At 41.5% G+C, this 21,818-nt stretch carries 20 protein-coding genes; 9 read left to right on the top strand and 11 right to left on the bottom strand.

Annotated elements, in window-relative coordinates:
* Positions 1 to 127 precede the first annotated feature (127 nt).
* Positions 128 to 688 carry a TolB family protein gene (locus ACLFKQ_RS19760; RefSeq protein WP_449001466.1) on the top strand — a complete coding sequence of 187 codons (561 nt, stop codon included), beginning with the start codon at positions 128 to 130 and terminating at the stop codon, positions 686 to 688.
* Between the two features lie 92 nt (positions 689 to 780).
* The gene (locus tag ACLFKQ_RS19755) at positions 781 to 1,299 is read left to right on the top strand and encodes a TolB family protein (protein WP_449001465.1); all 519 of its coding nucleotides are present in this window, start codon (positions 781 to 783) and stop codon (positions 1,297 to 1,299) included.
* 90 nt (positions 1,300 to 1,389) lie between these two features.
* Here ACLFKQ_RS19755 and ACLFKQ_RS19750 read toward each other — a convergent pair whose 3' ends face one another.
* From ACLFKQ_RS19750 to ACLFKQ_RS19710, 9 genes are all read right to left on the bottom strand, one after another.
* On the bottom strand, positions 1,390 to 1,749 hold the full coding sequence (locus ACLFKQ_RS19750; RefSeq protein WP_449001464.1) for a cupin domain-containing protein: 360 nt from the start codon (positions 1,747 to 1,749) through the stop codon (positions 1,390 to 1,392).
* Positions 1,750 to 1,771: 22 nt separating this feature from the next.
* A complete protein-coding gene (locus ACLFKQ_RS19745; RefSeq protein WP_449001463.1) occupies positions 1,772 to 2,047 on the bottom strand; it encodes a hypothetical protein in 276 nt (91 codons plus the stop codon).
* A gap of 102 nt (positions 2,048 to 2,149) precedes the next feature.
* Positions 2,150 to 3,016, bottom strand: a complete 867-nt coding sequence (locus ACLFKQ_RS19740; RefSeq protein WP_449001462.1) for an Hpt domain-containing protein — start codon at positions 3,014 to 3,016, stop codon at positions 2,150 to 2,152.
* A gap of 62 nt (positions 3,017 to 3,078) precedes the next feature.
* Positions 3,079 to 3,798 (bottom strand): HAD-IA family hydrolase, encoded by a 720-nt coding sequence (locus ACLFKQ_RS19735; RefSeq protein ID WP_449001461.1) that lies wholly within the window; start codon positions 3,796 to 3,798, stop codon positions 3,079 to 3,081.
* Between the two features lie 29 nt (positions 3,799 to 3,827).
* The gene (locus tag ACLFKQ_RS19730; protein WP_449001460.1) at positions 3,828 to 5,027 is read right to left on the bottom strand and encodes a 1-acyl-sn-glycerol-3-phosphate acyltransferase; all 1,200 of its coding nucleotides are present in this window, start codon (positions 5,025 to 5,027) and stop codon (positions 3,828 to 3,830) included.
* Between the two features lie 362 nt (positions 5,028 to 5,389).
* On the bottom strand, positions 5,390 to 7,921 hold the full coding sequence (locus ACLFKQ_RS19725) for a TonB-dependent receptor domain-containing protein (protein WP_449001459.1): 2,532 nt from the start codon (positions 7,919 to 7,921) through the stop codon (positions 5,390 to 5,392).
* Positions 7,922 to 8,087: 166 nt separating this feature from the next.
* Positions 8,088 to 8,507 (bottom strand): helix-turn-helix transcriptional regulator, encoded by a 420-nt coding sequence (locus tag ACLFKQ_RS19720; protein ID WP_449001458.1) that lies wholly within the window; start codon positions 8,505 to 8,507, stop codon positions 8,088 to 8,090.
* A 5-nt stretch (positions 8,508 to 8,512) separates the two neighbouring features.
* Positions 8,513 to 9,109: a hypothetical protein gene (locus tag ACLFKQ_RS19715; protein WP_449001457.1), complete on the bottom strand. Its 597-nt coding sequence runs from the start codon at positions 9,107 to 9,109 to the stop codon at positions 8,513 to 8,515.
* Between the two features lie 46 nt (positions 9,110 to 9,155).
* A complete protein-coding gene (locus ACLFKQ_RS19710; RefSeq protein WP_449001456.1) occupies positions 9,156 to 10,364 on the bottom strand; it encodes an MFS transporter in 1,209 nt (402 codons plus the stop codon).
* A gap of 687 nt (positions 10,365 to 11,051) precedes the next feature.
* On the opposite strand from ACLFKQ_RS19710, the gene ACLFKQ_RS19705 reads away from it, so the two are divergent.
* Positions 11,052 to 11,975 (top strand): CHAD domain-containing protein, encoded by a 924-nt coding sequence (locus ACLFKQ_RS19705; RefSeq protein ID WP_449001455.1) that lies wholly within the window; start codon positions 11,052 to 11,054, stop codon positions 11,973 to 11,975.
* Here the strand turns inward: ACLFKQ_RS19705 and ACLFKQ_RS19700 are convergent.
* On the bottom strand, positions 11,968 to 13,185 hold the full coding sequence (locus ACLFKQ_RS19700; protein WP_449001454.1) for an NAD(P)/FAD-dependent oxidoreductase: 1,218 nt from the start codon (positions 13,183 to 13,185) through the stop codon (positions 11,968 to 11,970). The genes ACLFKQ_RS19705 and ACLFKQ_RS19700 overlap by 8 nt on opposite strands.
* A 328-nt stretch (positions 13,186 to 13,513) precedes the next feature.
* Here ACLFKQ_RS19700 and ACLFKQ_RS19695 point away from each other — a divergent pair, with 328 nt between their 5' ends.
* Entirely contained in the window at positions 13,514 to 14,200 is a 687-nt protein-coding gene (locus ACLFKQ_RS19695; protein WP_449001453.1) for a hypothetical protein, read from the top strand.
* A gap of 47 nt (positions 14,201 to 14,247) precedes the next feature.
* Here ACLFKQ_RS19695 and priA read toward each other — a convergent pair whose 3' ends face one another.
* Positions 14,248 to 16,734 (bottom strand): primosomal protein N', encoded by a 2,487-nt coding sequence (priA, locus tag ACLFKQ_RS19690; RefSeq protein ID WP_449001557.1) that lies wholly within the window; start codon positions 16,732 to 16,734, stop codon positions 14,248 to 14,250.
* A gap of 1,072 nt (positions 16,735 to 17,806) precedes the next feature.
* Between priA and ACLFKQ_RS19685 the strand changes: the two genes are divergently transcribed.
* The 5 genes from ACLFKQ_RS19685 to psbE all read left to right on the top strand — a co-directional run bounded on the left by ACLFKQ_RS19685 (position 17,807) and on the right by psbE (position 21,800).
* The gene (locus ACLFKQ_RS19685; protein ID WP_449001452.1) at positions 17,807 to 18,922 is read left to right on the top strand and encodes an RNA polymerase sigma factor, RpoD/SigA family; all 1,116 of its coding nucleotides are present in this window, start codon (positions 17,807 to 17,809) and stop codon (positions 18,920 to 18,922) included.
* A gap of 138 nt (positions 18,923 to 19,060) precedes the next feature.
* Entirely contained in the window at positions 19,061 to 19,264 is a 204-nt protein-coding gene (locus tag ACLFKQ_RS19680) for a hypothetical protein (protein WP_449001451.1), read from the top strand.
* A 400-nt stretch (positions 19,265 to 19,664) separates the two neighbouring features.
* The gene (locus tag ACLFKQ_RS19675) at positions 19,665 to 20,012 is read left to right on the top strand and encodes a rubredoxin (protein WP_449001450.1); all 348 of its coding nucleotides are present in this window, start codon (positions 19,665 to 19,667) and stop codon (positions 20,010 to 20,012) included.
* A gap of 163 nt (positions 20,013 to 20,175) precedes the next feature.
* Positions 20,176 to 21,180, top strand: a complete 1,005-nt coding sequence (locus tag ACLFKQ_RS19670; RefSeq protein ID WP_449001449.1) for a photosynthesis system II assembly factor Ycf48 — start codon at positions 20,176 to 20,178, stop codon at positions 21,178 to 21,180.
* A 374-nt stretch (positions 21,181 to 21,554) separates the two neighbouring features.
* Positions 21,555 to 21,800: a cytochrome b559 subunit alpha gene (gene psbE, locus ACLFKQ_RS19665; protein ID WP_449001448.1), complete on the top strand. Its 246-nt coding sequence runs from the start codon at positions 21,555 to 21,557 to the stop codon at positions 21,798 to 21,800.
* Positions 21,801 to 21,818 lie beyond the last annotated feature (18 nt).

Raw genomic sequence — 21,818 nt, 5'->3', positions numbered from 1 at the left:
GCTGGCAATTGAATAGAGGCTTAAACCCCAACCAATTGCTTAGACTGCTTAGACGGCTAGGATTTATACCCAAATTAGCTAAAAGCAAATAAAAACTAGCTGTTAAATTGAATTAGTTTGGTGTCGAATGTATGATTCAGAATTGGTAAATCGTCAGAAGCGACGGCTTTGGTTACAGTGTGGCTTAATTGGTTTAATATTTTTAAGCGCCTGTACTTCTACCAATCGCCAGCCAGTTTCTCGCTCTCTCAACAGTCGCTACCATGAAGAACAACCAGCCTTAAGCGGCGATGGTCGTACGTTAGTATTTATTTCCAATCGTAATGGCAGCAATCAGATCTATGTCTACGATTTGCAACAGCTTCGCTTTTTAGATTTACCTGGCTTAAATCGCTCGGGAGAAATGGCTCAAACTCCTAGCATCAGTCGCACTGGCCGCTATATCGTCTATATTTCTAGTAGAGAAGGCAGACCCGATATTATCCTCTATGACCGAGCCATCGAGCGCTCGCACATTATGACTGAAAGATACCGTAGCTGGGTACGCAACCCCCGCATCAGCCCCAATGGACGGTATATCGTTTTTGAAACTGCTCGTCGCGGACAGTGGGATATCGAAGTTCTCGACCGAGGAACTAATATAGAATTAGACATTGCTGACGGTAGCCGAGTAATCGATAAACGGTAGTTAGTCAGAGAGACCCCGCCATAAGACAACGGGACTTCTTTTGACTTCATAATTTTGCTCGTTCCGCTATCCTAAGGAGCGATCGCGCTATTGTGAAATTTTTTAATCTCAAACTATTTTTATTAACTATTTCATTAGGACTAATAGGCGGCTGTGGGGGCTATCCGCGACTGCTCAATTTCCCTTTCGATACGCGAGGCAGAAGTTTAAATAGTCCTGCTTTAGAAGTGCAACCCCAAATCTCGTCTCAGTTTATCGTTTTTGTCTCCGATCGCAACGGTTCCCAAGATATTTATCTCTACGATGCCCAACAGCGGCGTTTAGTAGATTTACCGACTCTCAATTCTTTTGATGAAGTGGCTGCTAATCCTTCCATTTCGGAAGACGGACGCTACATAGTTTTTACTCTGTCTCGTCAGGGAAGGTCTGATATTTATATCTACGATCGCACCACGCTGGTCAAACGTAATTTGACGGCTAACTTACAGGCTCAAGTCCGCAATCCTTCCATCAGTGCCGATGGCTCGAGAATTACTTTTGAAATCGCCGCCGACGGACAGTGGGATATTGCCGTTTACAATCGTTCTGGTCAACCGCTTAATTTACCATAGGTAAATCGCGATCGCACTTATACATTTGGAGATTGGGTTTTGAAGACAAAAACCAGGGTCTTTGAACCCAGACAATTTATCTTAAAAAAGCTAATAAACCGTTTCGTCTTCTTTTTTCCAGGCAGGATCGACGATACAAATAAACACTAAAGGTTCATCGCCACAATTTTGAATGTATTGCTTGGCATGAGGAGGAATATAAATCGCGTCTCCTGCGGCGACATTTTGAGTTTCGTCATCGATAAACATTTTTCCCCGACCACTAATCAAATAATAAACTTCTGAAGTGCTAAGAGAATGTGGTGTGGAAGTTTGTCCTACGGGAACTCTCGCCCACGCTAAACTATAGCGTAACTCTACAGGCTGTTTATCTGGATGGAGTAATTCTCGCAGGCGAGTACCATCTCCGGCAACAAATTCTTCGATTTCGCTCAGTTTTCGAACTAACATCTCCTATGGGCTGTGATTGGTTCTATTTAGATTGATAGTCGGAACAATCAATCGCTAGTTCTGTATTGGCAGCATGAGGTCGTACCGTACATTTAAGACGATAGTCACAAGTAAAAAACCGACATGTAGTACAAGGGATTTGGTGCATTCGTTTAGCTCTAGTGACTGCATCCGCAACCGCGCTGACTAAACTCCAAGCACAAAGACCGATTAAAGAAGAAGCACAAAAAAAACGGAGTGAAACACCGACTGGTTCTAAAATACCAATTAAATATCCGTTGAGTTGAAATAAAGTCAAACCAAATCTGCCTTTTACTGTCAATAAAAATTTATTATGACATAGATTAACTTTGTCAATCTACTTACCAAAGCAAGATTGGAACTCTTAAATTAGACCGAACTACAATCGGCTAGAAATAATTTGAAAGATTTGTTTGAGCTGTGGTTTGTTGAAGGTTTTCATCAGAGCGACTGCTGCTGCCTTTGGTTCGCTCGGTATAGTTACAGTTGCTGTTGAAGCAGGAGTTTCTCCAGCAGTTGCTGCCAGCTGCTGTAAATTTCTACTAGGTATAATTTTATCGACTTGTCCGGCGTTAAGATTATCTCCTGCAAGCTTGAGTTCTTTAATTACCACTTGAGCAATGGTATTGTAGGGATATTTTTTATTGCTTACCGCTTGTTTGGCATAGCTAGTAAGCTTTTGCCAGTTAGACTGTTCTGGAGCTATTTTGGCTAAATTTTGACACAAAATTTGTAATTGTTGGCGGTGTTCGCTACTATCGGGCTGCTTAAATAGCTGTAGCATTTGTTTGAGTATAATCGCAACCTTACCGCTGATATCGCTACCAGCGAGTAAGCCATTCAAATAATTCTGCAAATCGATGAAATTAGATTCAGCCTGAGCTAGAATTTCCACGGCATCTTTATCGCTAAAATCGCTCGAGCTTTCTAAACGTTCGATCAAATCTTGAAGACAGTCATATCCGTTTAAGAATAAATTTTCTAGTTTGCGATCGACATCAATGGGATTTTCTTTGAGTATTTTAAAAGAATCTTCTAGACGATGAGCGGTTTTTTGAATGCTGGTATAGCCTAACATTGCCGCACCTCCTTTTACCGAATGGGCGGCACGAAACATTTCATTAACTGTTTCGGTATCCCTTGCTGAGGTGGATAGCTGTAATATCCCTTGTTCTAAAGTTTGCAGGTGTTCTTTTGCTTCTTCTATAAAATAGCCTAGAATTCTCTGTTGATTAGTTGTATCCAAAGCTAATTCCCCCTATTTTGCCAGATAAAACTACACATATTAAGCAATATATAAAAACAAGTTTATCCCAGACTACTTAAATTGGGTAGTCGCTCCCGATTCTCTAATGATTGTTGAGAACGATCTAACCAAAATGACTCAATTCCAGCATTTTTTGCTCCTTGATAGTCAGCGTTAAAACTATCTCCAATATGATAAGCTTTGTAGGCAAGAATATCGTGTTTTTCTAAAGCTATGTTAAATATTTGCCGATCTGGTTTGGCAAAGCCAGCAATTGAAGAAATAGTAATACTACTAAAATAACGGTCGAGAGCGAATATTTTTAGTATTGTGTTTAGACGAGTATCAAAATTAGAAATAACTCCTAGTTGAATTCCCCGAGCGTGCCAATTTTCCAAATTAGGAATTACATCCGGATAAATATACCAAGGTTTTTCTGTCGCAAAATAAGCGTAAAGTTCGCTAAAAAAACTGGTAAAATCCGTAAATTTATCGATAACTTCTATTTGAGTAAAAGTTGCTTCTGCTAAATTTTTCCACCAAATAAATTCTTGTCGAACAGTTGCTTCTAGTTTAGTTTCTTGGAAGGCAAGAGGAGGAGTTTGTTGGAAAGCTTTATTAAAAGCTTTGTCGATCGTCTCCACATCTACTGTTACTCCATACTTAATGGCGATCTGCCGATAAATTTCGCCGACGCTGCCTTTTATTCCAAATAAAGTTCCCACGGCATCGAGAAAAATTACTTCGGGCTTGGTTAATTCTAAAAATGATTGAGAACCCATAGTTTAATCTATCGATTGCATGATAACAATTAATTAGAAGTATAAGTATATTTGTCTAAATTTTGTTGAACTGTTTGTTGCAATTGAAGATTTAAAACTTGGACGATTTCTTCTTTATTTTGTCGATACTGGCTAAAATAATTTTTGAGGTTAATCGGCGAACCAGTGGTGATACAGGCTTTGCGATGTCCTTTGGCTGGAGGATGATTAATTTGAAATACTTCTCGTTCCAATCTAGTTAAGGTATCTAAAAATCTTTCGGCTGTGGGATATTCAGCAACATAACCATCGTAGATGGCATTAAAGTTCAGTAGTCGCACAGTAGTTTGATATAGATGTTCTCGTGTTGCTTCTGGTATTCCCAGTTCCTGTTGGGTAGAATCCAGCACTGATTGGATTTTATAAACTCGTTCCCGCAAAGGCAAGCGATCGCCAGAGGATAAATTTAGCTTGGCTTCGCATTGTTCGATTAACAGCTCTTTGAGCTTTTCGATCCGTTGATTCCAATCTAGTTCGGTGTTTTGGCGATCGCTACCGTATTGATTCTCCAAATTAATTAAGATTCGTTCGGCGACAATTCGCAAACGCTGGTACAAATCGTCGGTACGAGGAGCAATTTTTAAAGCGGTTTCTAGACGACTTAAGGTTTTTTCAATTTCCAAACTCATCGAACTCGTATAAAGATATTTTAGGCTGACGGGTACTACGTAAAAATCGGGAACCACAGTTTCTTGTTTGGCGAGCTGAGCGAGTGCTTTAAAAGCTAGCTCGATCGCCCCCGAACGAAAAGGCATTACCGTATCATTTTGATAGGAACAGCCGCCTTCGGGAAAAATTACTAACTTAGTGGCTGGTTGTTGAAGTAGTTTGAGAGTTTGAACGATACTGGAGCGATCGCCTACTCCCCGTCTAATTGAATAAGCTCCAATTGTCTGCAAAAATTTTCCTACCCAGCCTTGAAAAGCTTCATAGGCGATGATGTAGTGAAACAACTGTCCTACTCTAGCTGATAACAGAAACAAAACTATTCCATCATCCAAAGTAGGATGATTGGGTAGATAGACGATCCGCTCTGTTTCGATTTCTCTGAGACGGGCAACATCTTCTGGTTCGATTGCCAATTCTAGCTGATAGGCAAAGTAGGCAGCAGGATAAGCAATGCTCTGACAAAGACGAGTAAATAGAGGATTGAGTCGAGGAGGAAAAAATTGCGAACTGCGATCGGACATGAATTATAGTCTTAGATTCAATATGTTAGGGAATTTTCAAATTATAATAAAAACCGAACTCGATCTAGTAAACTCAATCCTTGTGGTTAATTTTAATGTGAAGTTTGTCTAGATGGTTGCGGTTAATGTTATTTATTTGTCATCAAAGCTCAGGAGCGCTCGCATTTAGCTATTCTGGTAACACGAAGCCAGGTAAAACTCTCCTCCAGAAATAATCGCTGGCATTGATATTACTTCTACAACTTGTTGCGATCGCTAAATTTCCACGCTGACATCTTGAGGATTAATCATCAAACCCAAGTTTAAACTACTGTTGATGTATTTCTCAGTCTTCTCCTGAAATGGCTAAAACGATAAATTACTTAAAACTCAAATAGATATCTCAAGCTAAAAGTCGTCCCCCGCGCCGCACTGCGAGCAGAATTGGTGGTTTGTAGTTGGGAAACTACTGGCAAATAGTCATTGTTGAAGATGTTTTCTACTCCTAATTGAATTTTTCCCCCACCGACGTCTACACTACTGAGGAAATCCAGAACTAAATAGCTATCTACTTCCTGTAAGCCAAATCCCTCGCCCTCTGGATTGCGATTGCCTGAAAACAAAGCCTGAAGTCGATTTTGCCAACCTGGAAGCGTTTGATTCTCCAAATAAGCAGTTATTTTTAACGGTGGAATCCGAAAGCCATCGAGGTCTTCAAAATCACCATCGTCATCAGCATCTATTTCTCCTTCAATCAAAGTAATCGTTCCACCCAAGAGCCAGTTATCGGCAGGCTGAATATCGAATGCAGCTTCTAAGCCATAAATTTGTTCGGGGGCGCGTAATACTGTTCCAGGGGCGGTAAAAGTAGTTCCCAGTTCTGACTCGTTGTAAAATCCACTGAGGGAAAACTGTAACTCGTTCCAATTGCCTTTAACTCCAATTTCGTAACTATCGACTTCTTGGGGTTCGGGTTCGAGAGTTTCCACGCCAAAACCAGCAGGGGCGTTACGCAGTGCCAAACCAATATCGGCAAGGGAAAAACCTTGGGCGAAGTTGGCGAATAAACTGAGGTTATCCGTAGCCTCATAAACCGCACCGAGATTAAACAAGGTGGTATCAAAATCTAATTCTCCTCCTGGAATATCATTACCAGCCAGAGTCGTAAAAACGTCTATATCGACTCCTGCATTTTCATAACGCAAACCACCTCTGATAATAAAATCGCCAAAATTCGATTCTAATTGAGCAAAGATGCCAAGACTGTTTAAATCTAAAGGTGGTGTCCAGGTGCGATCGCCAATTTCTTCATACACCAAGCCATCACTGGCATCAAATACACCGGGGTCAAAGATATTTACGGGTTGCGCGGTATCTTCATTAAAATAGTCTATGCCCCAAATCAGGTTAAGCCGTTCTGCTGGCAAAATGGGAGTGTCTAAATTGACTCTACCGCCCCACTTTTCCGACTCTACCCTCGACTGAAAAATAGTATTGCCCAGACTGGCAAATTCTCTGGCGTCAAAAGGAAAAAAGCGGGTGAAATAATCGCGATAGTAAATTTGACTGTCGAGACTACCACCGAAAATATTTTCATTACTGTACTGGAGATTTAACACCGTATTTTCCGATGCTTGGGGATTATCTAGCTCTAAGCCTTCAATTGCTCTAGCTCTTGTTGGTTCTTCAATAAGATTTACGCTGGGATCTGTGGTGAAGTCAGTATCCTGTCGGTCGTCAAAATGGTTGAAGGTAAGCTGTAATCTTTGATTTTCGCTGATATCGATGCCGACTTTACCCAAAGCGTTAATAGTTCTCGTATCGGCAAAACCCCCTTGAGCATTTGGATCGGGCGGAATACGCTCGCCATCGGCATCAAAAAAGCCATCGGTATTGCTGTAGCTAAAGCTAGCTCGATAATCTACAACATCTTCATTAACCGCAATACCCCACTTTAAATCTTCACCGATACTATCGTCGGGATGAGTTAAAGAACCACTGATGCCAATTTCCCCTTGGGTGACAAATTCTTCTTCAGCCGCACCACGAGTAATAATATTAATTACCCCTCCCGTAGCACCATCACCATAAAGTGCCGTAGGTCCGCGCAACACCTCAACTCGCTCGATCGCTTTAGGATCGATAGTGCGCAAGTCGCGAAACACATTGCGGCTGGTAGATTGGGGAACGCCATTAATCAATACGCTAATATTTCTTCCCCGCAGAGATTGTCCAAAGGAACTAATACTTTGCGTCGGCGCACCCAAGCCAGGAACCAATTTTCCTAAAATATTTTGTAAGTTGTTATTAAAACCAGTCTGAGTTTCAATATCTTCTCTCTCAATAACTGTGATACTGCGAGGAACATTTTGCTCTCTTTCGGCACTACGAGTTACGGTAACGATTATTTCTTCGTCTGCTTCGGTAAATACTTCTCCTTGGGAAGAAATACTCAACACTAAATTTTGTTCTGAAGGTATTACTTCTGCTTCTGGTGCTTGAGTTTCTCCCGTGACAGTCACTCTAATACTGTCGGCAGTCAAAGATTTAACGGTGATTTCTGCAATTCCCTCAGCAGGGTTAGCGGCACTAAATATATCTCTATCTGGTAAGGCTAAAGTTGCGTCCAAAAGATCGATTATCAGGCTTTTCCCTTCGGGAAGAATTAACGGTACTAAATTATTACCTGCCGCAGTTTCTAAAATCACCTCCAACCCAACTTCGGTCTGATTAATCCGAACTCCTGTAACTGTAGTAACTGTTTGAGCTGTTATAATTTCTGGTTCTGGTTGCCGATCTCGGTCGTCTAGCTGCTGCGCGCTACTGGCAGGCGCGATCACCACACTCGCACTATACAGCGATAAAGCAACCGCACTGTTCCATAATACTGTTTTGTATAAACACCAATCATTCATAATCACTCCTCAAAAGCCAACCAATATAGACTTTATTGATAAATTTTTTTATTAGCTTAAAAAACCACGAGAAACCGAGTCTACCCCAAAATCGACAGGCGATCCCAAAACCGACATTCTCTCGATCTCGGTTACTTCTTCGTGGCAAGAATAAGTTTGGTAGGAGTTAGTAGTTGGGAGTTGTTTTCCATTTCCCTAGCTTTCCTGCCAAACATTCACTGGGAGTAATGCTAAATTGACGTTTAAAAGCTGCTGCAAAATGACCTAAATGAGAATAGCCAACTAAATTAGCGACTTCTGCAACCGAAACATTGCCCGATCGCAATAGTTTTTCTGCTTGTTGTATTCTTAAGAAGGTGATGTAACCGATTACCGTCATATCGAATAACTGACGAAAGCCTCTTTGCAAGGTGCGATCGCTGATTCCTACTATTCGAGCGAGTTCGATTATTGATGGTGGATTATCGTAAGTACGATGCAAAATATCTCTAGCATGGTAGATCTGGTTAACAGTTGTAGGTTTTAATTGAGATGATAATTTAGGGTAATCTCGTTTGGTTGCGATCGCATCAAATTGAAGTGCCAATAACTCTAAAACCTTTTACCTTGCAAGTATATTTTTTTTGTCGTACCACCAAAAGGAGTCTCAATTATTTGTCGAACTATAGTTTGCATCGATGGAGTTACTTCTGGAAAAAAGGAAGTTTTCAGTTGGTCTTGTTTGAACAACAATTTGACAAACTTTTCTTGAGTACTTACCAAATCGGGAAAAAGTTCGATTAGCTTTTGGGGTTCGAGATGAATATTAATCCCGGTAATAGTTTGCGATCGCCGATATTTTTCTGTGTATGACGGTGAGATCCCACTACCAGAAAGATAACTTCTTTTACCACCAAAAGTAGGGTAAATATTTTCATAATCGATAAATCCCGAAGACAAAAGTAACAATTGAATTGGATGAGCATGGGCGGGTACTTTTAAGATCATTTCCTGCTGATAATTCCAGTTCAAAATGTCTAACCACACTCCCGACATTAGCTCTATACGGCGAGTAAATCCTTTTTGAGATAGGCATTCAGGCTTTTGATAAATTGTTTCAAATTCTTCTAGAAATAAACTTTCGCTGTCGTGCCCGTTCTTTTGTCGATGTAGCCGAGCGTAATCTGTAGCCGAAAGGGTCGAAGTCATTTTGATAAAGCCTGAAGTGAATTAACTTAGTCGTGAAGATGAGAAGCTAATGACTGCTTATCGCAGTACGCTTGAAAGTCTTAGTAACAAGCACTACACTCGCCAAACCAATTGCTATAGAAATAATAAACAAAGGAATATATCCTAAAGCTTCGGCGATCGCGCCACTAATAGTCCCTGCTAAAATGGTGCTGAGAGTGAGAAACGATGCTTGAAGAGTATAATCCGTACCGGCGGTACGAAGATCGCTGTTATCCATCATCACTGTAAACTCGATCGTGTAAGCCATACTTAAAGTTATCTGAACCAAAATGCAAACCAAATAGAGTATGGGGAGTTTAGTTATACCCATTCCCGGAAGTAAATATAAAGCGATCGCCCCAGAATGGAGTAAACCAAATAGGATTAGCGATCGCTTGCGTCCCAAAGGTCTAATCAGCAAACCTGCTATAGGTGCGCCAACCATAGCGGCACTAAAACCGATAATCCCCGTTAACAAACCAATCTCTTCTAGGCTAAAGCCCAAATCCACCAGTAATGGCTGAAACATTGCCGCTCCCATTCTCGCGCCTAAAGTATAGGTCAGCAAAACTAACAGCCACAGCCACATTTGATCGCGACGACAGAAATTTATCAGAGCCATAAAATTCCGTTGTTTATGCTCGGAAGTGACTCTGGCTGATTCTCGATGCAGCCAAATTGGAATTGAAGCCAACACGATAAAAGTTGCCAAAGTTAACAGACTATTTTGCCAGCCCAGGCGATTGAGTATAACTAGCATTCCACCTCCGCCAATAACTGCCCCCAAATAGTTTCCCGCCGTTTGTACGCCATTACCCATTCCCCGCTGTCTTTCGGTGAGTAAACCAATAGCGAGGGCGTCTGTAGCAATGTCTTGGGTTGCTGCCAGAAAACAAACTAAAAAGAGACTCACGATTAGGGCAATGGTGTTTTGCTCGATATTAAGAAAGGCACAGATAATTAAGGTTATCGCCAGCAAACTTTGACAAGCAATAATCCAAGGACGATAATGCTGTTTGTCACTAAAGCTATAGCGATCGACGATAGGCGACCACAAAAACTTGAGCATCCAGGGAAGTGAAACCAGAGATAGTAAACCAATGGCATCTAATGATATTCCCTGCTGACGCAAAAAAACGGGCAAAGCCTGATAGAAAAAAGCGATGGGAATATACTGCGAAACATACAGGCAGCCTAACAGTATGAATTTATTGTAATTTCTCTGCTGGTTCACGAGGTAATAAGATAAATTATCGAGCGATTGCTTAGTTTTCTGACAGATGCGACCATATAACAGCGATTTTCAGTTGAATGGAATAATGGTCAATTAGTTTTGTTCTTAGTTCCTTCTGCCTTCTGCCAAAATGTGGTCTACCCAATTGAAAACTGCTGTAAATAAATTGCCCAGCGCCAGTTGCAATAAATTATCATTTCATTGATTAAAAACTCTATCACAGTTATTGCAATCAATCTCAATTAAATTTTAAGTTTTTTAACTCTAAGCGATCGCTAGGCAGCTTGCCGAAATTGGGATATAGCAGAGCAAAGAATTATATTAGCGATGTTCTGAAGTTTATTTAGCAAGGTAAAGCCGCTAATTTTGGCAGTACTTAAAAATTCATGGAAAAAGGAACTATTTTAGTTAAATGCAAATTATATAATAAACAAAAGACTAAAGAGAAAAATAGTCAAATATTTTTCTCATATTAATCTCTACTATTGCAAATAGGTTAAGTTACTCTAAAATCTCAAACCTAATTTTCCTGATTTCTAGTAACGATAACTATCCAGAAGAATTTAGTAAAAGACTAAAAACGATACTGACATCGACAACTTCACAAAAGTAACACTAAAAATTCCAAATAAAATAGTGTATAGTATAGGATTACTAACAAAACAAATTACTAAAGTGACCTAGTCCATGGCATATCGATTCAAAAAACGAGGTCCGATCTCTACAGAAATCAAAAGAATTATTAACGAACAAATCGACGCGGCAACAGAAGAGTTGACCGTAAAAATCGAAGACGATCGCGATGAGGCAATTCATGATGCTCGCAAGCGGTTTAAAAAAATCCGGGCGGTAATTCGTTTAGTCCGCGACGACTTGGGTAAAAAAGTTTACCGGCAAGAAAACGCCTGTTTCCGAGATGCTGGGCGGCGTTTATCTGGAGTGCGAGATGCAGAAGTATTATCGGAGACTCTAAATGATCTAGAAAAGCATTTCAAAGAATATGTGAATCCAGGAGCATTTGGCGATTTAGAGCAATTATTGTCCGAACATTATCAAGTGATGAGCGAGCGGGTTTTCGAGCATCAGGACGCAGTTGCCGAAGTGTTGACCGAGATTAACGATGCCAAAAAGCGAATTAACAACTGGTCGTTAGATAATGACTGGTCGGTCTTAGGACAGGGTTTAGAACGCGTTTACCAACATGGTTATCAAGACTCTCACACCATCTTCAAACAACAGCCGACTGTAGAAAATTTACATGAATGGCGCAAACAAGTGAAATATCTTTGGTATCATCTCAAAATCGTGCGTCCCATTTGGTCGGATTTACTCAAACAATGGATCAAACAAAGCCATCAGCTAGCCGATTATTTGGGAGATGACCACGATCTCGCCGTACTGGCTCAGTTTATTGGCGATCGCGAGGAAAAATTAGCCAACAATACTGAAATTGCGGTGTTAACTTCCTTGATTAATCGTCGCCGAGAACAACTACAGCTATCGGCTAAATGGTTGGGACAAAGAATCTATGTCGAAAAACCCAAAACATTTGTGGCTCGCCTCGGTGATTACTGGCAGATTTGGCAACAGGAACTCCAGTCAGCTAGTTAGACCGATTGGCTGCCGCTAGCAATTCTACCAGAGGTTGAGTAATCCAACTCAAACCTACGGTTAGTTGATGTTTGAGAGTAGGCAGACGGGAGAGATAAAGTAAACGGCGGGTTATATAAGCTAGAGAGCCATCGAGCGTCAATCCTAAGCCACTTAAGGTAGCGTTATCCATACCGAGAGTCATCATTTCTCCCAAATTTTGATAGCGAAAATCTAATAAAGGTCGATCGGTAATCGATGCCCAAAGATTCCAGGCACAATAGTCCGATTGTTGAAAAGCCACCTGTGCGGTTGCGGGTAGGGGATTGCCTTCCTTATCGTAACACTCGACAATATCTCCCAAAGCATAAATATCGTCTCGTGCTGCCACTTGTAGAGTCGGTTTGATTTTTAGTAAACCGCGACTGTTTTTTTCTAGAGGAAGATTTTGAATTAATTCTCCTACCTGATTGCCGATAGTCCACATAACTATATCGGCAGGGATTGTATCTGTCTGTCCTTTATAGGTCAGGGAAACTGTATCGAACTCGACTTTAGCGATTTCCGTTTCTAAATCCAGCCAAACTTGGCGTTGTTCTAGAGCCTTAATAGCGGCTTCGCGGTTAAATTCGGTGCTGTCTTTGAGAATTTTATCGCCGCGATCGACAATTCTAATTCTGCCTTTGGCTCCCAGGCGATGGCTTATCTTACAAGCTAATTCTACTCCACTGTAGCCACCGCCCACGATGACCACGCGAATCTTATCGGGATCGAGTTCTTCTAATAATCTTAATTTTTCTTTGAGGCGATAGGCATCATCGATGGTGCGAAACGGAATAGCGTAATTCGCTGCCCCAGAAACTATTTCTGTTGGGGTTTTGCCTCCAGTAGAAATAACTAATTTATCGTAATCGATTTCGCGATCGGTATCTAGTTTTACCTGTTTGCTTTCGATGTCGATCTCCCTCACTGCAGCCTGCTGAAAGATAATTCCCGTATTTTCTAAAATTTCGGCAAATGGAGGGGCAATTTCCCAGGTTTGCATTTCATCGGTAATCAACTCATAGAGTAGAGGGGAAAAAAGAAAGCGATCGCTTTTATCGATCAGAGTTATTTCTGGTTTCGGTGCCGAGTCCCAAGGTAACTCACTAAGCCGTAGGGCGGTATACAAACCACCAAAGCCGCCGCCAATGATACAGATACGCGATCTTTCGGTCATAAAACTAGCCATCTTGAAGGGATGGAAAATTATTTGCTATTTTTACTCTGATTGTAGCGAATAGCTCAGATCTGTAGGGCAGGCAACGCCCGGCTTTCTAAAAAATCGTCGGTAGAATTGAAAAATTCGCTCTAATTGGCGATCGCTTGAAAACTAACTTCATTGGTTGTCAGCAGGTGCCATTGTCTTCTTCGTTTGATGAGATTTAGCTATTATGTGATGGAGAAAAGAATAAGAAGCAGTTAAAGATTTGACCGACGGTTAGAGATTACTCCGCTATCTGAGCGCGGAATCTACTTATTCTAAGGGTCGCTAGAACTAGCCAATAGGCAAAATAAATATGAATAGAAAATTGCTCCTCTGGTTGCTGTGGGCGAGTTTTGTCTATCTTCTGACACTCGCACCTCCTTTTCACTGGGAGGAAACCAAAGCACTAATCCTCAAGTTACTAACTTTCCAATGGAACGCGCTCAATCCAGTTATCTTTTCCTTGTTTTCTCTCGTGGGGGTTTGGATTCTCATTTACAGTTGCTTGTTGTTTTTTGATGGCAGAATGCAGTCAATTCCCTTTTGGCCGTTTGCGATAATTTCTTTGGGAACGGGTATTTTGGGGCTTCTTCCTTACTTAGCTTGGCGCGAACCCAAAACGGAGTTTAGCGGCGCCAAAGATATTTGGTTGCAAATATTAGATTCCCGTTGGACTGGAATCGGGTTACTGCTATTTACTCTTGGTTTACTTCTATATGCCGCGCTCGCTGGAGATTGGCAAGAATTTTGGTTGCTCTTTCAAAGCGATCGCTTTATTAACGGCATGAGCTTGGCTTTTTGTCTGTTTTACTTAGTGTTTCCCACTATCCTGGGCGACGACATGGCTCGCCGAGGTTATTTAAGCAATTCCCAGTTATATTGGCTAATCGCCCTGGTGCCTTTGTTAGGTCCTCTTGTCTACCTCTGTTGGCGACCTCCCTTAAGGGCAAGGGCTGAATCAACCAGTTTAGGGCTCGATTTTAGTTCCAAAAATACCTGAAAGCTTTGTTTTTTAAATATTGCAATTGTGGAGGATTAAAAATTTCTTTAATCCATATTTAGCGGATCGACATCGATAGTCATGCTGACAGACTTAGGACAAAGCGATCGCAATTGATTCAAATCTGGTAGATTTTCTTTGGCACCTAATTCTAGCTTGAGTAAAATTTGCCAGCGATAACGGCGCGCCACTCGCATGATACTAGCAGGTGCGGGACCTAAGATTACGCAATATCGTCCCAAGCGATGGCGACACGCCTCGGCTAAAATTTCGGCAGTCCTTCTTACTTCTGATTCGTCGAGACTGCTTAACTCGATCGAAATCAGATTGCCGTAGGGAGGATAATTTAACTCTGCTCGGTGTTGCAGTTCGGCATGACTAAATTTATGGTAGTCGTGGTTGGCTACGGCTTTGATTACGGGATGCTCTGGGGAATATGTTTGTAGGATAACTCGCCCTGGTTCGTCTCCTCTGCCCGCCCTACCTGCTACTTGAGTTAGGGTTTGAAAAGCTCTTTCGGCGGCGCGGTAATCGCTTCGATGTAATAAACCGTCAGCAGCTATTACTCCGACTAAGGTTACGCCCGCAATATCTAAGCCTTTAGTGAGCATTTGTGTACCTACCAACATATCTGCCTCTCGATTGATAAACCTAGCGAGCGCCTCACGATGGGCATTTTTGTTTCTAGTGGTATCGCTATCAAAACGAATTGCTCTAAGCTTGGGATACAGTTTGCCCAATTCCTGAGTTACTTTTTGGGTACCGCTACCAAAGTGTTTGAGATAGGGCGAACTACACTCGGGGCATTTGTCGGGCTGCAGACTGGTATAGTTACAGTAGTGACAGCGTAATAGTTTGACAGCACCTTCTGTGGCGTAGTGATAGGAAAGAGATACGTCACAGTTGGGACAATCAATAACGTACCCGCAATTACGGCAGGAAACAAAAGTGCTATGACCCCGGCGAGGAATAAATAAAATTCCCTGTCCGCCTCGTTGCTGCATCTGGGCGATTGCACTCTGTAGAGACTGGCTAAAAATCGAGCGATTACCTCTACTTAATTCCTGTCGCAGATCTACTATTTCTACCTCAGGTAAGGGACGAGAACCGATGCGTTCGGGTAAAGCAAGGCAATGGTTATTAATCGATCGGTGCTCGCTCTCTCGATCTCCACTACCTTGAGTTGCAGTCAAACTCTCCAATGAAGGAGTAGCCGATCCCAAAACCAAAGGACAATTTTCTAGTTCAGCACGCCAGTTAGCCACGGTTCTGGCATGATAGGTAGGTGCGGGGCGGTCTTGTTTGAAACTAGAATCGTGTTCTTCATCTAAAATAATTAAACCCAGATTGGGTAGGGGAGCAAAAATAGCCGAGCGCGTGCCGATGACTACCTGGGGTTCACCTTGAATGGTCTGTCGCCAAGTATCGTAGCGTTCCCCCACGGACAGTTTACTATGATACACGCAAACGCGATCGCCAAAACGGGCACCAAAGCGATCGCTGAGTTGGGGAGTTAAACCAATTTCGGGGACCAATACTAGTGCAGATTTACCCCGGGCTAAAATCGGCGCGATCGCCTGTAAATATACCTCGGTTTTACCCGAACCCGTTACTCCGTGCAAGAGAATCCGAGCGTAGCCCTGCTGGCGGTTAATTACGGCTAAAGCTTCTCTTTGAGCCGAGTTTAGCTGCTTGGGTCGATCTGCTACTGCCCCGATCCCGCCAGCTTTTCTTAAAATTTCTCGCTGGTTCAAGCTAAGGTAGCCTTTGGCTGCTAGCTTTTTAATCGTGGCAGAGGTGGTGCGAGATAACTGAATTAATTCCTGTAGCCATAATTCTCCACCTTGACTGCTCAAAATTTGTAAGATTTCACGTTGCCTGGAACTGAGATCGCTGCCAAAGTTTTGGGCAACTAAAGTCACTGCAGTTTTAAGTTTGGGTTTGGCGTGTCTGGGGGGTTCGAGATAACTTTCAATCCAGCCGCGCTTGCTTAGTTCTCGAATTCCGCGATTTACTCCCCGAATCTGGCTGCGCAGATAATTAACGCTATAGTTGCCATCTTTTTGCTGGCTTAATAGTTGCAAAATTTTTCCTGCTACAGGACTACAAAAACTTTCTGCCCCTGGGGGAATTGCTGCAAAGTTAAGTCTAATCCTTCTTTGCGATCGCCCCAATAAACCAGGAGGTAGAGCTACGGCGATCGCGCTCATTAAGTCGCTACAGTAGTAGTCTGCAACTCTCCCTAACAGTTGCCAGTAGGTAGAAGGGAAAAAACCAGAGGTAATAATTTCTTCTATGGGACGAATTCGCTCCCTTTCCAAATCTGCCGGAGGAGATGCTAAGAAACCGATCGCAATTCCTCCAGTAATTTGCATTCCAAAGGGCACGCTGACAATATCTCCCGAGCGCACCTTTAACTCTGGGGGCACACTGTATGTATACAATCCCCTCACTCCAGGACAGTCTACTAATACTTCTACCCATTGAGTAGAGTCTGGTTCCGAGCTATAGACTACTTTGGGTTCGGCGACCAAAGAAGTAAATTGAGCTTGTTCGAAGTAGCCACCTCTGGCAGTGGAACTGTAAATGGTTGCAGATTTTGCATATTCGAGAGTTGAGTGAGAATCTGGTTTCACTATCGCTTCTGGAGTATTGGCGTACTAAAATACTATTTTACACTTCCGTAGACTTGAGTGAACCAGGCTGGGTTGGTTGGCGACGGAGTTAGCTATCAGCCAAAGTTCGAAGTGTTACGGCAGTAACTTGCAACCATCTCCTTTTGAAAGGTAGCTTTTCATGATTTTATCTTCCTGGTGTCCCCTCTTAATGAGATCGCCAGCAAAAATCTAAACAGCAATATTTGTTAACGTACTTAACTTTTCCAGAAAGCTTAACTTTTTAAAATTATTGTCTCTAGTTATTTACACTGAATGATTAATGTTAAACGGTTACATGAATTCTAGAAATTTAATTTCACGCTCGCTCAAAGGTGAGAGATTACTCTCCTGTAAAACTAGTACATAATCTCTGAGTTTAACAATTTATAAAAAGCCATCTCAAAGGCGATCGATTTTAGTTAGTTTAATAGCAATCGAAGCTCGATACTGCCCGAAATACTTATGAATCTAATTCAGAGCGAATAATCCAATTCTATAAAAATTGTAATAATTGATTAATTGTAATTGAAACGTCGATTTACTACTTTGGTAGCGATTATTACTTTGAAGTATAATTGTTTTTTAAAAATTATAATATATTTAATTAAGTTTGTAAAAAAAATTCATGACAATTCGGTAACTGACAAAACAAAAACAATTGAAACATCTGGTACCCTATTTATAAGAGTTTTAATTTTGTTTGAGTAGTCAAGGAAGATTGAATAACTTACATCATAAAATATTTAGAAAATTTGAACGACATACAATAATATTCAAAATCTAACTGCAAGTTTAACGGTAAATCTTTAGCGAGCGCATTTTACCCTCTATATATTTACGATCGCTAAAAAAGACTACCAGACTATGTGGTATTTAAGTCGATCGCTCACAAGTTATCGCTCTACCTCAAATTCATTACCAAATCTAATCTAAAGAGGATCCAAAACCCATGACCACCGCCAAATTAACCGTTCGAGACAACTGTAGTTTTGCCGCTATGGATCTAAAGATTGAGGAAGAATCTCCAACTATTGAAAATATAAAACTGGTAGAAGCCGAATATTCTGAAGAAGATAACAACAATTTTTATTTAGTTGGTAATCGTCGCCACAACATCGAAGATAACATTGGTGCTTTTTTCAAGGAAATGGCTCGCTATCCCTTGCTGACAGCAGAAGAAGAAATACATTTAGCCAATGATGTCAAGTTGATGGTTCGAGTTGAGGCGACACGCCAACAATTGACCGAACAGCTAGCTAGAGAACCGAACCGGACAGAATTAGCACGAGCCTTAAATTTAGAATCAGAACGTCAGTTAAAGCTGATTTTATATCGCGGTAAGGTTGCCAAACGCAAAATGATTCGCTCAAATTTGCGTTTAGTAGTTTCTATTGCCAAACGCTACCTTAATCGGGGCGTTCCTTTTTTAGACTTAATTCAAGAAGGCGCGATTGGTTTAAACAGAGCCACAGAAAAATTCGACCCTAATAAAGGATATAAATTTTCTACCTATGCTTATTGGTGGATTCGTCAGGCAATTACCAGAACCATTGCTAATGATGCTCGTACCATTCGTCTTCCGATTCATATAGTTGAAAAACTCAACAAGTTAAAAAAGGCACAGCGACATCTCAAACAACAACTCAAGCGCAATCCCAATGAAGCCGAATTAGCTGAAGAATTACAAATTTCTCTCTCGCAACTGCGCCAATTACTCGAATTACGCCGTCAGTCTCTATCTTTAAATCATCGAGTAGGAAAAGCCGAAGATACCGAGTTAGTAGATTTGCTAGAAGACAGCGAACTACAGCTACCAGAAGAACGGATGAATGAAGCGATGATGCGTCAGGAAATTACCGAAGTTCTCAATGACGTACTCACCGAAAGAGAAAAAGATGTTATCTGTTTGCGTTATGGATTATCATCCAATCAGTCCTATACTTTAGAAGAAGTTGGTAAAGTATTCAATCTTTCCCGCGAACGAGTACGCCAAATTCAGAGTAAAGCCATGCGTAAGCTGCGCCGCCCTCAAGTAGCCCGACGCCTAAAAGGATGGTTGCAGTAGCGATCGCAATTTAAGCAAATCTCAACTATTCAACTATTGGCTCGGTCCCGACAGTCTTTTACTCTTCAAACGACCGAGCTTACATCGATCGTTTAAGATCGATCTATGTCTTGCTAAATGCGATCGGAGTAAAAAATCATGGGTAGAAAAGCCAAACTCAAACGACAACGACAACAGCAAAAAACCTCAGGAAGCAGTTCGAAATACGATTCTACTCAGTTTGTCAAGCAATTCAAAACAATGGGCTATCAGTTAAACACTAACCAGCTATCTCAGAACCAAGCCGATAGACTAAATTCGTCGCCAGAAATTCCGCAAGACAAAATCGAACCACAACTATAGCAAATCTCAGTTTAACTTCGGCAGCGATCGCTACTGATACCAATTCTTGAAAAGGCATTGATAAATGCGCAATGCTATGGCATCTAAAATAAAATAGTTCAGATTGCTGGTCTTTAGCTGATGCACTGTCCCAAGTGTAAATCTTATCAAAACAAGAAAAACGGTTTTCTCCGTGGAAAACAGTCTTGTAAGTGTAAAAAAAAATTGTGGTTGTCAGTATGTAGCTCATCCTTCTTCTAGAGCATACTCTCCACTCTACCTTCTGCTCTTTTTTAACTTTGTCGTTTTAACTTTGTCGAACTCACGTTTCTTCAATGTTCTTTACTTGCCGTTCGCTGCCCCCGTACTTTTTGTGCGATAATTCTTAGCAGATATTTTAATATTTGCTTAACATAAAGCAATGAATGAGCCAGCTCAAGAAAAAACTCTAGCAGAACAAGCACCGCCAAGTTACGAATGTCGTTCTTGCGGTTACGTTTACGAACCAGCTAAAGGAGATAGTCAACGCCAAATTTCTGCAGGTACGCTATTTAAAGATCTGCCTGATGATTGGCGATGCCCAGTATGTGGAGTTCGTAAAACTCAATTTACCAATATTGGTGCTAAAGGTGCACCTTCGGGATTTTCTTCTAACCTCGATTATGGTTTTGGAGTCAACCGTCTAACTCCCAACCAAAAGAATATCCTGATTTTTGGTGGTTTGGCTTTAGGTTTCTTATTTTTCCTAAGCCTATACAGTCTAAATTAATTAGCCATTAGCCAAAAAAATATCACAGCTACTGCTAGCCCCCAATCTCTTGGTTGGGAAGTTTGGGGTAGCTGGCTAGTCTTTTTTGCTGTTATTAATTGTATATTTATCCTCGGTAAGTTACGGTCGTTCCATCTTACCCAATAAATAAGTAAGGACGTTTATGAGATTATTGTTTCAAAAATTAAAACAGGTAGCAATTTTGGTGGCTGTTTGTGTATTTTGTATTAGCTGTAACGAAGTGGTTTCCACTAGCGTTAATCCTTGGAAAGTTTTAACTTTGCCTAGTGAAGCAATTTTTGCCGATATCGCTTTTACCGATAATCCCGATCGCGGTTGGTTAGTCGGTACTCAAGCCACTCTTTTTGAAACCAACGATGGTGGCAATACCTGGGAAAAAAAAGCACTAGATCTGGGAGAAGAAAAAGTCTCTCTGACTTCAGTTAGCTTTAACGGACGAGAAGGCTGGATCGTCGGCAAACCCTCAATCTTGCTTCACACTAAAGATGGTGGTACTAGCTGGTCGCGGATTCCTTTAAGTGCCAAGCTTCCCGGTTCTCCCGATGGAATTGTCGCTTTAGGAGATTCTACAGCCGAAATGGTTACAGATTTGGGTGCGATCTATAAAACTACCAACGGCGGTAAAAACTGGAAAGCTCTAGTGGAAGGTTCGGTAGGAGTCGCCCGCAGTATTCAGCGTTCGGATGATGGCAAATACGTAGCAGTCTCGGCAAGAGGTAACTTTTATTCTACCTGGGAACCAGGACAAAGTGAGTGGACACCCCATCAAAGAACCTCATCTCGCCGATTGCAAAATATGGGCTTTAGTAGCGACGATCGCCTGTGGCTGCTAGCTCGCGGCGGTCAAATTCAATTTGGCGAACCGGAAGATTTTGACGAGTGGCAAGAGCCGATTTATCCAGAATTCTCTACTAGTTGGGGCTTACTCGATGTAGGATATCGTACCCCAGACGAACTTTGGGTTTCCGGTGGCAGCGCCAACTTACTAGTTAGTACTGATGGCGGTCAAACCTGGGAAAAGGATCGAGATGTAGAAAACATTCCTTCTAACTTTTATAAAGTAGTTTTTCTCAATCCTGAAAAGGGATTTGTTTTGGGAGAAAGAGGAGCTTTGCTCAAATACGAACCACAAACCAAAGCAATTTGATAAGGTAAAAGAAAAGTTAAAAGTCACCAGTAGCAAGTAGTAAGGTAAGAGGTAACAATTATTATCTCAGTCTCCTCTACTCTTTACACTTAGGCAAGTTAAACCAGAAAAGATCTGGGCTTTCTCTCCTCTTTGTGCAGATGTTACATGGTAGGATATTAACAATTAATAAAAATTCAAAAAATTGCTCGTGGCGATCGCGCTGATTGAATTGGCAATCGCTGTGGTTGATAAGATAACCCGAAAGAGCTTTAAATAGTCTTACAGTCTGGCTAGTGCTGGCATATTGCCTCACGAAGTCAAAGTACAATCTCTCGAGCGCTTTGACAACTGTATGTCGATCGAATTTTGATTTTAATCTGGAGATAGGTCAAATGGCAGGTACAACTGGAGAACGTCCATTTTCTGATATTATTACCAGCGTTCGCTATTGGGTAATTCACAGCATTACCATTCCGATGCTGTTCATTGCTGGATGGCTTTTTGTTAGTACTGGACTAGCTTATGATGCGTTTGGTACTCCTCGCCCTAACGAGTATTTTACTCAGGAAAGACTGGAGCTACCAATTCTGAGCGATCGCTTTAAAGCAAAAGAACAGATCGAAGAATTTAATAAATAAAAGTTTCAAGTAGAATTA

Source organism: Myxosarcina sp. GI1(2024), from assembly GCF_053543375.1.
Note: the sequence above shows the minus strand (reverse complement) of the source record. Positions and strands in the feature narration are given on the sequence as shown.